Annotated in this window: 11 protein-coding genes; 7 read left to right on the forward strand and 4 right to left on the reverse strand. The window is 69.6% G+C overall.

Annotation, left to right across the window (positions count from 1 at the left end; genetic code table 11):
• Positions 1 to 32: 32 nt before the first annotated feature.
• From D9R12_RS07620 to D9R12_RS07640, 5 genes are all read left to right on the forward strand, one after another.
• On the forward strand, positions 33 to 1,877 hold the full coding sequence (locus D9R12_RS07620) for a copper resistance system multicopper oxidase (RefSeq protein WP_122229542.1): 1,845 nt from the start codon (positions 33 to 35) through the stop codon (positions 1,875 to 1,877).
• Positions 1,874 to 3,010 (forward strand): copper resistance protein B, encoded by a 1,137-nt coding sequence (locus tag D9R12_RS07625; RefSeq protein ID WP_122229544.1) that lies wholly within the window; start codon positions 1,874 to 1,876, stop codon positions 3,008 to 3,010. Before D9R12_RS07620 ends, D9R12_RS07625 begins: the two co-directional genes overlap by 4 nt.
• Before the next feature lie 10 nt (positions 3,011 to 3,020).
• Positions 3,021 to 3,515, forward strand: coding sequence for a YybH family protein (locus tag D9R12_RS07630; protein ID WP_122229546.1), 495 nt, complete (start codon positions 3,021 to 3,023; stop codon positions 3,513 to 3,515).
• On the forward strand, positions 3,512 to 4,156 hold the full coding sequence (locus tag D9R12_RS07635) for a hypothetical protein (RefSeq protein ID WP_244919632.1): 645 nt from the start codon (positions 3,512 to 3,514) through the stop codon (positions 4,154 to 4,156). Before D9R12_RS07630 ends, D9R12_RS07635 begins: the two co-directional genes overlap by 4 nt.
• Before the next feature lie 173 nt (positions 4,157 to 4,329).
• Entirely contained in the window at positions 4,330 to 6,930 is a 2,601-nt protein-coding gene (locus D9R12_RS07640) for a heavy metal translocating P-type ATPase (RefSeq protein WP_122229550.1), read from the forward strand.
• 38 nt (positions 6,931 to 6,968) lie between these two features.
• Here the strand turns inward: D9R12_RS07640 and D9R12_RS07645 are convergent, their stop codons facing one another.
• The 3 genes from D9R12_RS07645 to D9R12_RS07655 all read right to left on the reverse strand — a co-directional run bounded on the left by D9R12_RS07645 (position 6,969) and on the right by D9R12_RS07655 (position 10,583).
• Entirely contained in the window at positions 6,969 to 7,508 is a 540-nt protein-coding gene (locus D9R12_RS07645) for a DNA-3-methyladenine glycosylase I (protein WP_122229552.1), read from the reverse strand.
• A gap of 47 nt (positions 7,509 to 7,555) precedes the next feature.
• Positions 7,556 to 9,355, reverse strand: coding sequence for a DNA helicase RecQ (recQ, locus tag D9R12_RS07650; protein WP_122229554.1), 1,800 nt, complete (start codon positions 9,353 to 9,355; stop codon positions 7,556 to 7,558).
• 673 nt (positions 9,356 to 10,028) lie between these two features.
• A complete protein-coding gene (locus D9R12_RS07655; protein ID WP_122229556.1) occupies positions 10,029 to 10,583 on the reverse strand; it encodes a Dps family protein in 555 nt (184 codons plus the stop codon).
• Between the two features lie 84 nt (positions 10,584 to 10,667).
• Between D9R12_RS07655 and hrpA the strand changes: the two genes are divergently transcribed.
• Positions 10,668 to 14,894: an ATP-dependent RNA helicase HrpA gene (gene hrpA, locus D9R12_RS07660; RefSeq protein ID WP_122229558.1), complete on the forward strand. Its 4,227-nt coding sequence runs from the start codon at positions 10,668 to 10,670 to the stop codon at positions 14,892 to 14,894.
• 15 nt (positions 14,895 to 14,909) lie between these two features.
• On the opposite strand, the gene D9R12_RS07665 is transcribed toward hrpA, so the two are convergent.
• Positions 14,910 to 15,431: a hypothetical protein gene (locus D9R12_RS07665; RefSeq protein WP_043290621.1), complete on the reverse strand. Its 522-nt coding sequence runs from the start codon at positions 15,429 to 15,431 to the stop codon at positions 14,910 to 14,912.
• A 72-nt stretch (positions 15,432 to 15,503) separates the two neighbouring features.
• On the opposite strand from D9R12_RS07665, the gene D9R12_RS07670 reads away from it, so the two are divergent.
• Positions 15,504 to 17,642, forward strand: coding sequence for a RelA/SpoT family protein (locus D9R12_RS07670; RefSeq protein WP_122229560.1), 2,139 nt, complete (start codon positions 15,504 to 15,506; stop codon positions 17,640 to 17,642).
• Positions 17,643 to 17,786: the final 144 nt, after the last annotated feature.

The raw sequence follows: 17,786 nt of genomic DNA on the forward strand, positions 1-17,786 counted from the left end.
CGGCCGTTGTTGACGCTTTCAATGGAGTTTGCATGTCATCCGATTCCTTCGGCTTCGGCGCCCCGGGCGGGCTGTCGCGACGCCGTTTCGTGCAGGGCCTGGCCGCCGGCGGTACGGCGCTGGGTCTGGGGCTGTGGCCCAGGCCCAGTTGGGCGCTGAAGGGCCCCGGCAACGCCAACGTCCTGGCCGGGACCGAGTTCGACCTGGTCATCGGCCAAACCCCGGTGAATTTCACTGGCCGCACCCGGCCTGCGATCACCGTCAACGGCTCGCTGCCGGCGCCGATCCTGCGCTGGCGCGAAGGCAGCACGGTCAACCTTCGCGTCTCCAACGCGCTGCCGGCCGGTTCGATCCATGGCGCGGAGACCTCGATCCACTGGCATGGCGTGTTGCTGCCGGCCAACATGGACGGCGTGCCGGGGATGAGCTTCAACGGCATCGGCCGTGGCGAGCGTTATCTGTACCGCTTCCACGTCCGCCAGGCCGGCACCTACTGGTACCACAGCCACTCCGGGTTCCAGGAGCAGGACGGGCTGTACGGGGCGCTGATCATCGATCCGATCGAGCCTGAGCCATTCGCCTACGACCGCGACTACGTGGTGCAGCTCTCGGACTGGACCGATCTGAGCGGCCAGGCGCTGTTTGCGCGGCTGAAGAAGATGTCCAGCCATGACAACTACTACAAGCGTACCGTCGGTGACTTCCTTCAGGACGTGCGCGAGGACGGCCTGAAGGCGACCCTGGCCGACCGCCGGATGTGGGGTGCGATGCGGATGTCGCCAACCGACCTGTCCGACGTCAATGCCCACACCTACACCTACCTGATCAATGGCACGACCGCGCTGGGCAACTGGACCGCGCTGTTCAGGCCGGGCGAGAAGCTGCGCCTGCGCTTCATCAACAGTGCCGCCATGACCTACTTCGATGTCCGCATCCCCGGCCTGAAGATGACCGTGGTCGCCGTCGATGGCCAGTACGTGCATCCGGTGACGGTCGAGGAGTTCCGGATTGCGGTCGCCGAAACCTTCGATGTGATCGTTCAGCCGTCGGGGCAGGACGCCTTCACCCTCTTCGCCCAGGACGCCGCGCGCACCGGCTACGTCAGTGGCACGCTGGCGGTGCGCGAGGGACTGCGCGCGCCGGTTCCGCCGGTCGATCCGCGGCCCATCCTGACCATGGTCGACATGGGCATGGACCACGACCAGCCCGGCAGCGGCCACGACGGCCATGACGCCGGCGCGGTCCAGGGCACGGCCGGGATGGAGCACGGCCGGCCGGCCGACGGACATGCCGGCCACGAGATGCCGGGCATGGGCATGCCCGGCATGGACGCCGGCGGCGGCATGCAGGCGCACCCGGCCAGCGAACGGGGCAATCCCCTGGTGGACAACCAGGCGATGTCACCGCGCTCGCGGCTGGACGACCCGGGCAACGGCCTGCGCGGCAACGGCCGCCAGGTGCTCAGCTATTCGATGCTGCGCAGCCTGTTCGAGGATCCGGACGGGCGCGACCCGTCCCGCGACCTGGAACTGCACCTGACCGGGCACATGGAGAAGTTCGCCTGGTCGTTCAATGGCGTGAAGTTCTCCGCGGCCGAACCGATCCGGCTCAGCTACGGCGAACGGGTGCGCATCGTGCTGGTCAACGACACGATGATGGCCCACCCGATCCATCTGCATGGCATGTGGAGTGACCTGGAAGACGACCACGGCCGCTTCATGCTGCGCAAGCACACGCTGGACATGCCGCCGGGCAGCAGGCGCAGCTATCGGGTGCGCGCCGATGCGCTGGGCCGCTGGGCCTACCACTGCCACCTGTTGATGCACATGGAAGCCGGGATGATGCGGGCGGTGCAGGTCGAGGAGGGCAAGTCATGAGCATGAGCGTCCTGCCGGTGCGGATCGGGATGCTGGCCCTGGCATTGGGTTCGGCCCTGCCCGTGGCGATGGCACAGCAAATGGACCATTCGAAGATGTCCATGCCGATGGACATGCCGCCGCCCGGGGCGCAGACGCCTGCGGTGGAAACGCCCACCGACGCCAGGCCCGCCGCGCCGAAGGAACAGGCCGGGCCAGCGGCGACACCTTCGCATGCCGGACACCAGCGGCCTGCAGGATCAGGATCGTCCGCGCCAGCGGTTGACCACGCCGCCATGGGCCACGATGCGCCGATGCAGGGCATGGACCATTCGGCGATGGGACACGACATGGGCACCGTGCCCGGTCGCGCGCCGCAGCCGATGGCAGGCAGCGACCACCCGCAGCCCGGCCACGCCGGCATGTCGATGGCGCCCGCCGCGCCGCGCACGCCGATCCCGGCGCTGAGCGAGGCCGATCGCGCCGCCGCCGTGCCGCCTTCGATGGTCCATGCCACCACCGACAATGCGATCCACAGCTACAGCTTGCTCAACCGCCTGGAAGCCTGGGATGCCGATCCCGGCACGGCGCTGGCGTGGGAGGGCGAAGGCTGGATCGGGACCGATCTGGACCGCTTCTGGTGGCGTACCGAGGGCGAGCGCAGCGATGGGCGCACCGAAAGTGCCGATCTGGAGCTGCTCTACGGCCGCAGCGTGAGCAGGTGGTGGGACCTGGTCGGCGGGCTGCGCCACGACTTCAAGCCCGGCCAGTCGCAGAACTTTGCCGCCATCGGCGTGCAGGGCCTGGCGCCGCAGAAGTTCGAGGTGCGGGCCACGGCCTATCTTGGCGAACGGGGCCAGAGCGCGGCCCGGGTGGAGGGCGAGTACGAGCTATTGTTCAGCAACCGGCTGATCCTGCAGCCGCGCCTGGAAGTCACTGCCTGGGGCAAGGGCGATGCCTCCCGCGGCATCGGCTCGGGCCTGGCCACGGCCGAGCTGGGCCTGCGCCTGCGCTACGAATTCACCCGCAGGTTCGCCCCCTACGTTGGCCTGGTCCACGAGCGCGCCTTCGGCAATACCGCCGAGCTGCGTCGCGACGCAGCCGAACCGCGCGATGACACCCGCATCGTCGTCGGCCTGCGCACCTGGTTCTGAGGAAGCACTGATGGCAACCCCGATCCTGCGTCCAATCGTGTTTTTCGGCCTGCTATGGCTGGCGCTGGCTTCGCAGGGACAGGCTCCGGCGCCGCCTGCCGGGGCAGCTGCCCCTGCCGTCGCGGTTGCAGCCCAGCCGGCCGTCGATGCCGTCGATGCCTTTTCCGCTGCGCTGCAGGCCGGCGACCTGAGCGCTGCCGGTCGCTGGTTGGCCGATGACGTGCTGGTCCTGGAAAGCGGCGGCGCCGAGCGCTCCAAGGCCCAATACCTGCAAGGCCACGCCAGGCACGACGCGCAGTTCCTCAAGGACGCGCAGGTCCAGCCGAAGCAGCGCACGGCCCGTGCATCGGGCGATCTGGCCTGGGTTGGCAGCGAGAGCGAGGTCCACCTGACCCGGGACGGCAAGCCGCTGACCCTGCTGGCCACCGAAACCATGGTGCTGCGACGCACCGCGGACGGCTGGCGCATCGTCCACATCCACTGGTCATCCAGACCCAGGCGGTGAAGGAGGCCGCCAGCTCGACCGGCTGCCGCCGGCCAGGCAGCAACCGGGGAATGCGTCAGTCACGCCGGATCGCCGAGTCGGTGACCGGTTCAACTTCAATCCTTGAGAGGACCTACATCATGAAATTCCTTCATTCCCTCGTCCTGGCTTCGACCGCCGCCCTCACCGGCGCCACCACCTGGGCCGCCCAGCCGGCCGCGCAAGCCAATCCCGCTCCCACCCAGACGACCCCGGCCAACGCCACCCCCGACTCCGCCACCGGCGCCGCGACGGCCGGGGACAACAGCCAGCGCATGGACGCGCAGATCGCGGCCATGCGCCAGATGCACCAGAAGATGATGGACGCCAAGACACCCGAAGCGCGCCAGGCGCTCATGGCCGAACACATGAAAACCATGCAGGACGGCATGGCGATGATGAGCAGCATGAGCGGCATGGCTGGCATGGGCGGCATGGGTGGAGCCGGCAAGGGCGGCATGGCTGGCATGGGCGGCATGGGTGGAGCCGGCAAGGGCGGCATGAACGGCAAGATGCCCTCGGACATGGCGGCCCATCACCAGATGATGGCCAAGCGCATGGAGATGATGGAAACCATGATGCAGATGATGATGGACCGCCTGCCGGCCACACCAGCCAAGTGAAGGCAGCGACGTAAACCCTGACCACGGGCCGGGCAGGCGCGGCGGCGGCGACCATCATCGGCGCCGCCGCGGCGGATAAGGCCCGGTTGGCATGCGCGAGCGCAACGGCGAAGAGTGTGCCGGTTCGCGCATCGCCAATGTCATGCCTGCCCCCAAGCATTCGGAGATAGACCATGCATCAGCCACCGGCAACACCGTCCGCACCGGATCAGCCCCGGCAGCCAGCGCCAGCATCGGGCGACGATCATGACCGGCACGGGCAGGCCCCGGCCGCGCCGGCCGGCGCCGCGCTGACCGATCCGGTCTGCGGCATGCGGGTCGGCCCGGACGCGGCGCACCGGGCCTCCTACCAGGGGCGGACCTATGCGTTCTGCAGCGCAGGCTGCAAGGCCAGGTTCGAGGCCGACCCGGCCCGCTACGCCAGTGCCGAGTCGGCCGGGCCGCAGGCTTCGGCCGGCCCTGTCTACAGCTGCCCGATGCATCCGGAAATCCGCCAGGATCACCCCGGTCGCTGTCCCAAGTGCAACATGGCACTCGAGCCGGTGCCCGCGGGGCAGACGCACGACCAGGCATCGGCCGGCGGCGGCACAGTGCCCGGCCACGACCAGCACCAGGGGCACGACCACGGGCAGACCGAGTCGGCAGCGGCGGCGAGCCCGGCCCAGGCCGCGCCCGCCGGCACGATCTACACCTGCCCGATGCATCCGGAAATCCGCCAGGATCACCCCGGCAGCTGTCCCAAGTGCGGCATGAGCCTGGAGCCGCTGCTGCCGGACCTGGAGGAAGACAACCCGGAACTGCGCGACTTCACCCGGCGGTTCTGGTGGACCTTGCCGCTGACCCTGGTGGTGCTCGCCCTGGCCATGTTCGGTGAACGCCTGCAACTGATGGACATGGCCACCCAGAGCTGGGTGGAGCTGGTGCTGTCCCTGCCGATCGTGCTGTGGGCCGGCTGGCCGTTCTTCGTGCGCGGCTGGCGCTCGCTGCTGCACCGCAGTCCGAACATGTGGACGCTGATCAGCCTGGGCACCGGCGCGGCTTTTGTCTACAGCGTGGTGGCGACCGTCGCGCCGGGGGTGTTTCCCGCCTCGTTCGTGTCGATGGGCCGGGTTGGCGTCTACTTCGAGGCCGCCGCGGTCATCATCTCGCTGACCCTGCTGGGGCAATTGCTGGAACTCAAGGCGCGTTCGCAGACCTCGGCGGCGATCAAGTCACTGCTGGGCCTGGCGCCCAAGACCGCCCGCCGCATCCGCGCCGACGGTGGCGAGGAAGACGTGCCGCTGACCCATGTCCACGTCGGCGACCTGCTGCGCATCCGCCCGGGCGAAAAAGTGCCGGTCGACGGGGTGGTGGTCGAGGGCACAAGCTCGGTGGACGAGTCGATGCTGACCGGCGAGCCGCTGCCGGTCGGCAAGCGCCAGGGCGACAAGGTCATCGGCGCCACGCTCAACACCAGCGGCGCGCTGGTCATGCGCTCCGAGCGCATCGGCGCGGACACCGTGCTCTCGCAGATCGTGCAGATGGTGGTCCAGGCCCAGCGTTCCAAGGCCCCGATGCAGCGCATGGCCGACGTGGTGGCGGGTTATTTCGTGATCATCGTGGTCGCCGTGGCGATCGCCAGTTTCCTTGCCTGGGGCCTGTTCGGCCCGGCGCCCTCCTGGGTCTACGGCCTGATCAACGCCGTGTCGGTGCTGATCATCGCCTGCCCGTGCGCGCTGGGGCTGGCCACGCCGATGTCGATCATGGTCGCCACCGGCCGCGGGGCGACCCAGGGCGTGCTGTTCCGTGACGCGGCGGCGATCGAGAACCTGCGCAAGGTCGATACCCTGGTGATCGACAAGACCGGGACGCTGACCGAAGGACGGCCGACGTTCGAGCGCGCAGTGCCGGTCACAGGCTTCAGCGAGGCCGATGTGCTGCGCCTGGCGGCCAGCCTGGACCAGGGCAGCGAACATCCGCTGGCCGATGCCATCGTGCAGGCCGCGCGCGCCCAGGGGCTGGCGCTGGACAAGCCGGAGAACTTCGAGTCCGGCTCCGGCGTCGGCGTGCGCGGGCAGGTGGCCGGCCACCAGCTGGCCCTGGGCAACACCGCCTTGATGGAACAGGCAGGGGTCACGGTCCAGCCGCTGGTGGCGCAGGCCGAGTCCCTGCGCGGCCAAGGGGCAAGCGTGATGTACCTGGCGGTGGACGGCCAACTGGCCGGCCTGCTGGCGGTCTCCGACCCGGTGAAGGCGAGCACGCCCGAGGCGCTGGCCGCGCTCAAGGCCGCCGGCCTGCGCGTGATCATGGCCACCGGCGATGGCCTGACCACCGCGCAGGCGGTGGGCACGCGGCTGGGCATCGACGAGGTCCACGGCGAGGTCAAGCCGGCCGACAAGCTGGCCCTGATCGAGCGCCTGCAGCGCGAAGGGCGGGTGGTGGCCATGGCCGGCGATGGCATCAACGATGCCCCGGCGCTGGCCCGGGCCGATGTCGGCATCGCCATGGGCACCGGCACCGACGTGGCGATGAACAGCGCCCAGATCACCCTGGTCAAGGGCGACCTGCGCGGTATCGCCACCGCGCGCGCGCTGTCAGTGGGGACGGTCCGGAACATGAAGCAGAACCTGATGTTCGCCTTCCTCTACAACGGGCTGGGCATCCCCCTGGCCGCCGGGGTGCTGTACCCGTTCACCGGCTGGCTGCTCTCGCCGATGATCGCGGCACTGGCCATGAGCCTGAGCTCGGCCTCGGTGGTTGGCAATTCGCTGCGCCTGCGGCGCAGCCGGGTCTGAAGGCGGGTGCCGGCGGGCAGCGCGGCCGGACGGAGGCGTCAGCGCGCCTGCATCCAGGCCGGCTGCCGGCGTGCGACCAGGGCGAACGCAGGACACCCTTGATGATGTGCCCCCGGCAGATAGCCCAGGCTCATCAGGAACTCGCCGGTGATCTGACCGCCGGTGAAGCGGAAGGTTTGCTTGAACAGCTTCACCCAGTCGGCCTTTTCCAGCGGATGGTGCGCATCCAGCCACCCGGCGAAGCCGCCGTGCGAGGCGCGCAGGGTCTGGATGACCTGGGCGTTGTGGATCGCCGCCAGCACCTTGAGCCGGTTGCGGATGATGCCGGCATCGCCCATCAGCCGGGCGATGTCGGCCTGGCCGTAGCCGGCGACGGTGTCCACCTCGAAGCCGCCGTATGCGGCGCGCAAACCTTCGCGCTTTTTCAGGATGGTTTCCCAGCTCAGCCCGGCCTGGTTGATCTCCAGCAGCAGGCGTTCGAACAACACCGCTTCCTCGCGCTGCGGGAAGCCGTATTCGGTGTCGTGGTAAGGGCCGTGGACCGGGTGGCCGGGGGCGATGGCGCAGTAGCCGCTCAAGCGTCAGCTCCGGAAAGGGTGGGGTTCAAAACAGTCCGGCCGCTTGCTCAACCCGCCTGGCGGACCACGTCCAGCAGCGCCGGGCCGTAGCGCTCCAGCTTGCTGCCGCCGACGCCGCCGACCCTGGCCAGGGCGCGCAGGTCGGCCGGGCGCTGCTGGGCGATGTTGCGCAGGGTGGCATCGTGGAAGATCACGTAGGCCGGCACGTTCTGTTCCTTGGCCAGTTGCGCGCGCAGCTGGCGCAGGGCCTGGAACAGCGGCAGGTCGAGCTCGGCCACTTCCGCCGCGACCGGGCTGCCGCCACGTTCGCGCTGGCGCAGCCGGGGCGAATCCTTGCGCAGCATGACCGTCTGCTGGCCCTGCAGGATCGGCTTGCTGGCCGCGGTCAGGCGCAGGCCGCCGTAGCCTTCGGCATCGACCTCCAGCACGCTGGCGGCGACCAGCTGGCGGAATACGCCGCGCCACATCCCCGCGTCCAGGTCCGCGCCGATGCCGTAGGTGGAGAGCTTGTCGTGGCCGAGCTGGCGGATGCGCTCGGTGTCGGCGCCGCGCAGCACCTCGATCAGGTGCGCGGCACCGAAACGCTGGCCGCTGCGGTAGACGCAGCTCAGCGCCTTGCGCGCCGCATCGGTCGCATCCCAGCTGGCCGCAGGAGTCAGGCAGTTGTCGCAGTTGCCGCACGGCTTTGGATAGTTCTCGCCGAACCCGGCCAGCAGCACCTGGCGCCGGCATTGCATCGATTCGCAGTAGCCCAGCAGCTGGTCCAGCTTGCGCCGTTCCAGGCGCTTGCGCTCCTCGGACGCCTCGCCCTGTTCGATCATCTGCTTGAGCAGGACCACATCGCCCAGGCCGTAGGCCAGCCAGGCCTGCGCGGGTTCGCCATCGCGGCCGGCGCGGCCGGTTTCCTGGTAGTAGCCCTCCAGCGACTTGGGCAGGTCGGTATGGGCGACGAAGCGCACGTCCGGCTTGTCGATGCCCATGCCGAAGGCGATCGTGGCGCACATGACGATGCCGTCCTCGCGCAGGAACCGGCGCTGGTTGCTGGCCCGCACCTGCGCGTCCAGCCCGGCGTGATAGGGCAGGGCATTGAAGCCCTTCTCGCACAGGAACTGGGCGGTCTGCTCGACCTTCCTGCGCGACATGCAGTAGACGATGCCGGCCGAACCCTTGTGGTCCTGCAGGAAGTCCTGCAGCTGGCGGCGGCCGTTGTCCTTCTGGACCACGGTGTAGCGGATGTTGGGCCGGTCGAAGGAGCTGACGAAGCGGCGCGCGCCCTGCAGCTGCAGGCGTTCGGCGATCTCGGCCTGGGTCGGCGGATCGGCGGTGGCGGTCAGGGCGATGCGCGGGATGTTGGGCCAGCGCTCGTGCAGCACGGTCAGCTGGCGGTATTCGGGGCGGAAGTCGTGCCCCCACTGCGACACGCAGTGCGCCTCGTCGATGGCGAACAGGCTGATCCGGGCGCGGTCCAGCAGCGACAGCAAGCGCGGCGTGAGCAAGCGCTCGGGCGCCACGTAGAGCAGGTCGATCTGCCCGGCCAGCAGTTCGCGCTCCACCCGCGCCGCTTCCCCCGATTCGAGCGAGGAATTGAGGAACTCGGCGCGCACGCCGAGCTGGCGCAGCGCTTCGACCTGGTCCTGCATCAGCGCGATCAGCGGCGAGACCACGATCGCGGCGCCTTCGCGCAGCAGCGCCGGGACCTGGTAGCACAGCGACTTGCCGCCGCCGGTGGGCATCAGCACCAGGGCGTCGTGGCCGCTGGCGACATGCTCGACGATGGCGGCCTGTTCACCGCGAAAACCCGGGTGTCCAAAGACCCGGTGCAGGATTTCCAACGCACGTGCTTGCATGCGCACAGGATACCGGGCCATCGGCAAGGCCGCCGGACCCGGTAGGGTGGGTCTTGACCCACCATCGCCGGACCCCACCATCGCGGCATGCGCGAAAAGCCCCCCTCATCTGCCCTGCGGGCATCTTCTCCCCCGCAGGCGGGGGAGAAGGGGCACGGCCGCAACGTAGGGTGGGTCTTGACCCACCATCGCCGGACCCACCATCGCGGCACGCGCGAAAAGCCCCCCTCATCTGCCCTGCGGGCATCTTCTCCCCCACGGGCGGGGGAGAAGGGTCAAGGCAGCAACGTAGGGTGGGTCTTGACCCACCATCGCCGGACCCACCATCGCGGCACGCGCGAAAGGCCCCCCTCATCTGCCCTGCGGGCATCTTCTCCCCCCGCGGGCGGGGGAGAAGGGGCACGGCAGCAACGTAGGGTGGGTCTTGACCCATCACCGCCGGACCCCACCATCGCGGCACGCGCGAAAAGCCCCCTCATCTGCCCTGCGGGCATCTTCTCCCCCGCAGGCGGGGGAGAAGGGGCACGGCCGCAACGTAGGGTGGGTCTTGACCCACCATCGCCGGACCCGCCATTGCGGCATGCGCGAAAGCCCCCCTCATCTGCCCTGCGGGCATCTTCTCCCCCGCGGGCGGGGGAGAAGGGGCACGGCAGCGCCTCCGCCGCGCCGAAGCCTACTGCAGCAGCGAGCGCAGCATCCAGGCGTACTTTTCGTGGGTGTTCAGGCGCTGGGTCATCAGGTCCACGGTCGGGTCGTCGCTGCCGTTGTCGGCGGTCTTGAGCGTGGCCCGGGCGGTGCGGCACACCGCCTCGTTGCCAACCACCAGCTGGCGGACCATTTCCTTCCAGTCGGCGCTGTCGGACAGGCCAGGCTCTTCCGGGATCGAGGTCAGGGCGACGAACTCGCGGTACGAGCCCGGCGCGTTGAAACCCAGCGCGCGGATGCGCTCGGCCACCTCGTCCAGGGCGCCCCACTGCTCGGTGTACTGGGTCTCGAACATCAGGTGCAGCGAGTTGAACATCGGCCCGGTGACATTCCAGTGGAAGTTGTGGGTCTTCAGGTACAGCGTGTAGGCGTCGGCCAGAAAGTGCGACAGGGCCTGGGCGATCTCCTTGCGGGCGCCGGCGGTGATGCCGATATCCACGTTCGGCGCACTGGGAGCAGCCGCGGCCAGCGGGGTGGACTGCTTCTTGGACGGGGTCTTGGTCTTGGTCTTGGTCTTGGCCATGTCGGGCTCCTGGTCAGTGGCGATGGGTGACAATAAACGCTGTGGATGAAGTTTGGTAATCAAAAGATCCCGATCAATCGATTCATGCATCCAATCGCAGTCCTCCCCCAACATCCCGACGCCGCCCGGCGTGCCATCGATGGCGCGCTCAGCCGCGACCGTGGCCGCCTGCATGGCCTGTGGGCGCGCTGGAAGGCCAGGCCCGACGATGAGCAGCTGCGTGAACGCTTCGGCCAGGCGCTGCAGGCCTCGGTCCAGGCCTTCGAACAGCGCGCCGCCTCGCTGCCCGCGATCACGCTGGACCCATCGCTGCCGATCGCCCGCGAAGGCGAGCAGATCGTCGCGCTGATCCGCAGCCACCAGGTGGTGGTGATTGCCGGCGAAACCGGTTCGGGCAAGACCACCCAGCTGCCCAAGCTGTGCCTGGCGGCCGGGCGCGGGGTGGCCGGGATGATCGGCTGCACCCAGCCGCGCCGGATCGCCGCGCGTGCGGTGGCCAGGCGCGTGGCCGAGGAACTGGCCGTGCCGATGGGCGGGGCAGTCGGCTATCAGGTGCGCTTCAACGACAACCTCGGCCAGGACACCCGCATCAAGTTCATGACCGACGGCATCCTGCTGGCGGAAATCGCCAGTGACCGCTGGCTGTCCAACTACGACACGATCATCGTCGACGAGGCCCACGAACGCAGCCTCAACATCGACTTCCTGCTGGGGTATCTGAAGCAGCTGTTGGCCAGGCGCCAGGACCTGAAGGTGATCGTCACCTCGGCCACCATCGACACCGCCCGCTTTGCCGCGCATTTCAGCGATGCCCCGGTGGTCAGCGTGGAAGGGCGCACCTATCCGGTGGAAGTACGGTACCGGCCGTTGGAACCGGCCCCCGGGACTGCGGACTCGGCATTCGCAACAGCAGAAAGCGAGGAATTTTCGGAATCTGGCGCTTCTTCTGGTTCCCAGTCGCCAGCCCCCAGTCCCGGCCTGACGACCAACGAGGCCATCGTCGCGGCCGTGGACGAAATCACCGGCGAGGACCCGCGCGGCGACGTGCTGATCTTCCTGCCCGGCGAACGCGAGATCCGCGATGCGCACCAGGCGCTGGAGCGGCGCAAGTATCGCCACACCGAGGTGCTGCCGCTGTACGCGCGGCTCTCGGCCAGCGACCAGGACGCGGTGTTCAATCCCGGTTCGCAGCGCCGGATCGTGCTGGCCACCAATGTCGCCGAGACCTCGCTGACCGTGCCGCGGATCCGCTACGTGATCGACCCGGGCCTGGCCCGGGTCAAGCGCTACAGCCCGCGGCAGAAGCTGGACCGCCTGCACATCGAGCCGATCAGCCAGGCCAGCGCCAACCAGCGCATGGGCCGCTGCGGGCGCGTGGCCGCAGGTGTCTGCATCCGGCTGTTTTCGCAGGCCGATTTCCAGGCGCGCCCGCGCTATACCGATCCGGAAATCCGGCGTTCGTCGCTGGCCGGGGTGATCCTGCGGATGCTGCAGCTGGGGCTGGGGCGGATCGAAGACTTCCCCTTTCTGGAAGCCCCCGACGAGCGCGCGGTGGCCGATGGCTGGCAGCAGCTGGTCGAGCTGGGCGCGGTCACCGAGGCCGACCGCCACGGCCTGCGCCAGCTGACCGAAGTGGGCCGCAGGATGGCGCGACTGCCGGTGGATGTGAAGCTGGCGCGGATGCTGGTGGCCGCGCAGGCGCACGGCTGTTTGCGGCCGATGCTGGTGATCGCCGCGTTCCTGGGGGTCCAGGATCCGCGCGAGCGCCCGCCGGAAGCGCGTGCGGCGGCCGACAACGCGCACGCCAGGTTCGCCGATGCGCGTTCGGAATTCGTCGGCATCCTGCGGCTGTGGGATGGCTACCGGGTGGCGCACGAGGAGCTGACCCAATCCAGGCTACGCGACTGGTGCCAGCGGCATTTCCTGAGCTTCCTGCGCATGCGCGAGTGGCGCGAGCTGCATCGCCAGTTGCGCCTGCTGTGCGAGGAGCTGGGCTGGGCCGAAGAGCCGGCGCCAGCGTCGATGGAGCCGCTGCTGGCCGGCTCGCCGGCGGCGCCGGTCGGCCACCAAGGCAAGCCGTCCGCGCGGCCCACGCGCGGCGAACTGCACCGTGCCGCGCGCCTGGCGCGCGAAGGAAAAGCAAAACCGGGGTCAGAGTCGACTTTCCCGTGCAGCGCCGCCGGGCCCGGTGTAGGCGTGGGGAAAGTCGACTCTGACCCCGGTTTTGCTTCACGCCAACGCAGCGCCGCCTACCAGTCGCTGCATCGGGCGCTGATCGCCGGCCTGCCCACGCAGGTGGGCCATCGCACCGAGAAGGGCGACTTCCTGTCTGCGCGCCAGCGTCGCTTTCAGCTGTTTCCCGGTTCGGCGCTGGCCGGCAAGCCGCCGGCCTGGGTGCTGGCCGCCACCCTGCTGGACACCCAGCGCGTGTGGGGCCTGACCAATGCCGCGATCGAGCCGGACTGGGTGATCGCCGAGGTGCCGCAGCTGCTGGCGCGCAGGCATTTCGATCCGCACTGGTCGCGCGCGCAGGGCCAGGTGCTGGCATACGAGCAGATCAGCCTGTTCGGCCTGGTGCTGGCGGCGAGGAAACCGGTGCACTACGGCCGCATCGCACCCGGTGAGGCGCATGAGCTGTTCGTGCGCCAGGGTCTGGTGCCGGGCGAGATCAACACCCGCGCCGCGTTCGTGGCCGACAACGGCAAGGTGCTGGCCCGCGCGCACGAGGAAGAGGCCAAGCTGCGCCGCGCCGGCATCGTCGCCGACGAGGATTGGCAGGCACGCTGGTACCTGGACCGCATCCCCGCGCAGATCCACTCGGCCGCCGGCCTGGATGGGTGGTGGAAGACCCTGTCCGAAGACAAGCGCCAGGCCCTGCGCTGGTCGCTGGCCGACCTGTTGCCCGGCGAAGGCAGCCAGGCCGACCGCTATCCGAAGTATTTCGCGCTGGGCGATGCGCGCCTGCCGCTGCACTACAAGTTCGAGCCCGGCGCCGAAGATGACGGGGTGACCCTGGACATCCCGCTGCACCTGCTCAACGCCCTGGATCCGGCGCGGCTGTCGTGGCTGGCGCCGGGCTTTGTCGCCGACAAGGCCGCCGCCCTGATCCGCACGCTGCCCAAGGCGCAGCGTCGCAACTTCGTGCCGGCGCCGGATTTCGGGCGCGCGTTCTACGAGGCGTTTTCCACGCCTTCGGCCGATGACCTGCGCGGCGAGCTGGCGCGGTTCCTGGCCAAGGCCACCGGGGTGACGGTGAGTGCGCTGGATTTCGACGAAGCCGCGCTGGAACCGCACCTGCGCATGCACCTGCGCCTGCGCGCCGAGGACGGCAAGGTGCTGGCGTCCTCGCGCAATCTGGATGACCTGCGCGAACGCTTCGGCGCCCGCGCCGGTCATGCCTTCTCTGCCCGTGCCGGGCGCGCCCTTGCCAGCGAAGGCCTGCACAGCTTCCCCCGTGATCCGATCCCGTTGCAGGTCCCGGGCGAAGCCGGCGTGCCCGCCTATCCGGCACTGGTGGACGAAGGCGACAGCGCGGCGCTGCGGATCTTCGCCGATCCCGCCCAGGCCGCCTGCGCGCATCCGGCAGGCGTGCGCCGGCTGCTGGAGATCGCCCTGGCCGACAAGGTCAAGCAGGCGCGCAAGCAGCTGCCGGTCTCGCCCAGGACCGGCCTGCTGTACGCGGCGCTGCACGAGTTTGATGCTGGCCTGGAGGCCAAGGCCTCCAGGCGGCAGGACCGCCTGCGCGGGGACATCGTCGATGCCGCATTGAATGCGGTGCTGGCCGAAGGCCTTGGCGAGATCCGCGACCCGGGCCGCTTCGCCCAGCGACGCGAGGCGGCCGGCAGGGCCCTGTTTGGCGAGGCGATGGAGCGGCTCAAGCTGGCCGAGGCCATTGTCGGCGCGGTCGCCGAACTCAAGCCGGAGCTGGAAGCGCCGCTGATGGGCTGGGCGCGCGCCAACCTGGACGACCTGCACGCGCAGCTGGCCGCGCTGGTGCATCCGGGCTTCCTGCGTCAAACGCCAGCCCAGGCCCTGGCCCGGTTTCCGCGCTACCTCAAGGCGATGAAGCTGCGCGCCGAACGGGCCAAGCGCGATCCCAGCCGCGACCAGCAGCGGATGCTGGAACTGGCGCCGTTCGTGCAGGCGCTGGAGGAGGCCAAGGCGCTGGGCCAGGCGCACTCAGAGGACTGGCAGGCGCTGCGCTGGGATATCGAGGAACTGCGCGTGTCGCTGTTCGCCCAGGAGCTGGGTGCGCGCCCGGGGGTGAGTCCGAAGAAGCTGGCCCAGCGGCTGGCGACCCTGCGCCGCTGAGCTGCGCGTGGCCGGCTACTTGACCCGCTTGACCTTGGCCGAGGTGTTGAACCCGTCGATGCGCAGGTACCAGCTTTCGCCCACCATGCCCGGCTTGATGCTGACCTTCGGCTCGGTCCGGTTGACCCCGGCCAGGGTGGCATCGTCGGTCTGCTCCCACACCTGGCCATTGGCCAGGGTGTAACGCCTGCCCTTGCCGAAGCCGCGGAAGGTGCCCTGGATGCTGGACACGATCGGTTCGGAAGAACCGAAGTCCAGGAACCCGCGGTTCTTCTCCACCACTTCCTTGCGGCCTTCCTCGCGTGCCTGTTCGCGCACCTGGGCGGCGACCTTGGCCGTTTCCACGCCCACGGCGCGGTTGAGCCATGCGTTCAACGCGGCCAGTTCAGCGGCACTGAGCTTGTCCAGGCCGGCGGCCTTGAACTCGCCCGCGCTCATCTGCTGCTCAAGCTTGACCGGTGCGGCGGTGCCCTGCGCCAGCGCCGACAGCGGCATGGCCAGGGCCACGACGAGCAATGCGGCACGAAGGTGGATCATGTGGTTGTTCCCAGGGTGCACGGGCCGTTAGTGTAGTCGCAGCCCGGCCGCACCGATCGGCCCATCGTGTCCATGACGCCCCCGGATTCACCCGCCACCCTGCTCGAGCGTGCACACCAGGCCGGACTGCCCGAGGACCTGTATGTGGCGCTCGAGCCGGCCGCAGCCGCGCCCTGCGCACTGGATGGGGCGCCCGACCCGCTGCCGGTGGTGGCCGAAACGCTGGAGATCCTGGCCGGCCTGGCCGCCGATGGCGAAACCAACGCCGCCGTGCTGCTGTTCGGCCTGCCCGCCCTGCAGGCCGCGGCCGCGCCGGCGTTGGCCAGGCACCCGGGCATCGCCGCCCTGCTGGACGGGCAGAACGCGGCCGCGCAGGTGTGGGCCCTGCATGCCGAGCAGGGCAGCAGCCGCAATACCGAAGGCCTGCGCCGGCTGTTGCTGGCCATCGTCCATGACCTGCGCGTGGTGCCGATCCTGCTGGCCCGCCAGCTGGCCCGCATGCGCGCCGCCAGCGCGTTGCCGGAAGACCAGCGCCGCGCGCTGGCCCTGCTGACCCGCGACATCCACGCGCCCCTGGCCAACCGGCTGGGCATCTGGCAGCTGAAGTGGGAGCTGGAGGACCTGGCGTTCCGCTATCTGCAGCCGGATACCTACCGCGCCATCGCCGCCCAGCTGGACGACAACCGCGCCGGCCGCGAGCGCTACATCGAGAAGGTCAAGGCCACCTTGCGCGCCACCCTGGCCGAGCACCACATCGCCGCCGAGGTCAGTGGCCGGCCCAAGCACATCTACAGCATCTGGAAGAAGATGCAGCGCAAGCAGGTCGCGCTGGATGAATTGTTCGACCTGCGTGCGGTGCGCATCACGGTCAGCGACGTGGCCCAGTGCTACGCCGCGCTGGGCGTGGTCCATGCGCTGTGGACGCCGATCCCCTCCGAGTTCGACGACTACATCGCCCGGCCCAAGGCCAACGGCTACCGCTCGCTGCACACCGCCGTGGTCGGCCCGGAAGGGCGCGCGCTGGAGGTGCAGATCCGCACCTACGAGATGCATGCCCAGGCCGAACTGGGCGTGGCCGCGCACTGGCGCTACAAGGAAGGCGGCGGCGATGCCGCCTTCGATCGCAAGGTCGCCTGGATGCGCCAGCTGCTGGAAAATACCGCCGAGGGCGAAAGCCTCAGCGGCGAATTTTCCGCGGAACTGGCCGAGGACCGGATCTACACGCTCACGCCCAAGGGCGAGGTGATCGACCTGCCGCGTGGCGGCACGGTGCTGGATTTTGCCTACCACGTGCACACCATGGTCGGGCACCGCACCCGCGGGGCCAAGGTCAACGGCCGGATCGTGCCGCTGAGCCATGTGCTGCGCAGCGGCGACCGCGTGGAGATCCTGACCGCCAGGACCGGCGCGCCCAGGCGCGACTGGCTGCAGGCCTCCAACGGCTTTCTGGCCAGTGCGCGCTCGCGCGACAAGGTGCGTGCGTATTTCCACAAGCTCGACCGGGCCGGCAACATCGCCGCCGGCAAGGAGCTGCTGGAGCGCGAACTCAAGCGCCTGCACCTGCACCAGCTGGACCTGGGGCCGGCGCTGAAGAAGTTCCGGGCCGAGTCGGCCGAGGAGCTGTACATCCAGGTTGCACTCGGCGACATCGGCCCCAGCCAGGTCGCCCGCGTCCTGCAGGAAGACCAGCGTGCCCAGTCCGGCGATGCGCCGCTGCCGCTGCAGAACCCGATCCGCCGCCCGGTGCAGCGCGCGCCGGGTGCGGAAAAGTCGCACTTCACCGTGCAGGGCGTGGGCAACCTGCTGGTCCAGCTGGGCAGATGCTGCCAGCCGGTGGCCGGCGAGCCGATCGCCGGCTATCTCACCCGCGGCCGCGGGGTCACCGTGCACCGGCGCGACTGCGCCGCGCTGCAGCGGCTGGCCGCCCAGCATCCGCAGCGCGTGCTGCCGGTGGAATGGGGCGTGGCCGGGGGCGGTTACGAGGTCGATGCACTGATCGAGGCTATCGACCGCAGGTGGCTGCTCAAGGACATCATGACCCTGATCGCCCAGGAAGACGCGCACGTGCTGGACATCCACAGCGACAGCGGCCGCGCCGGCCGGGTGCGCCTGCGGCTGCGGCTGAAGGTCTCCGACTACGGCCAGCTGTCCACCCTGCTGGGCAAGCTGGACGCATTGCCCGGCGTGCAGGACGCGCGCCGCGCCGGCTAGGAGTCTGTCGGGCCAAAGTCCGACAGGCGCCTAGCCCCGTGCCGCCTCCACGCGTTCAGCCACCGCACCGGCTTGTCACCTGCGCTGGCGGATACTGCGGCGCGTGAATCCCAGGCCCGACCAGCTGCCCGAGGGCAGGATCGA

The sequence above is a fragment of the Pseudoxanthomonas spadix genome, assembly GCF_003703395.1.
GTDB classification, from domain to species: domain Bacteria; phylum Pseudomonadota; class Gammaproteobacteria; order Xanthomonadales; family Xanthomonadaceae; genus Pseudoxanthomonas_A; species Pseudoxanthomonas_A spadix.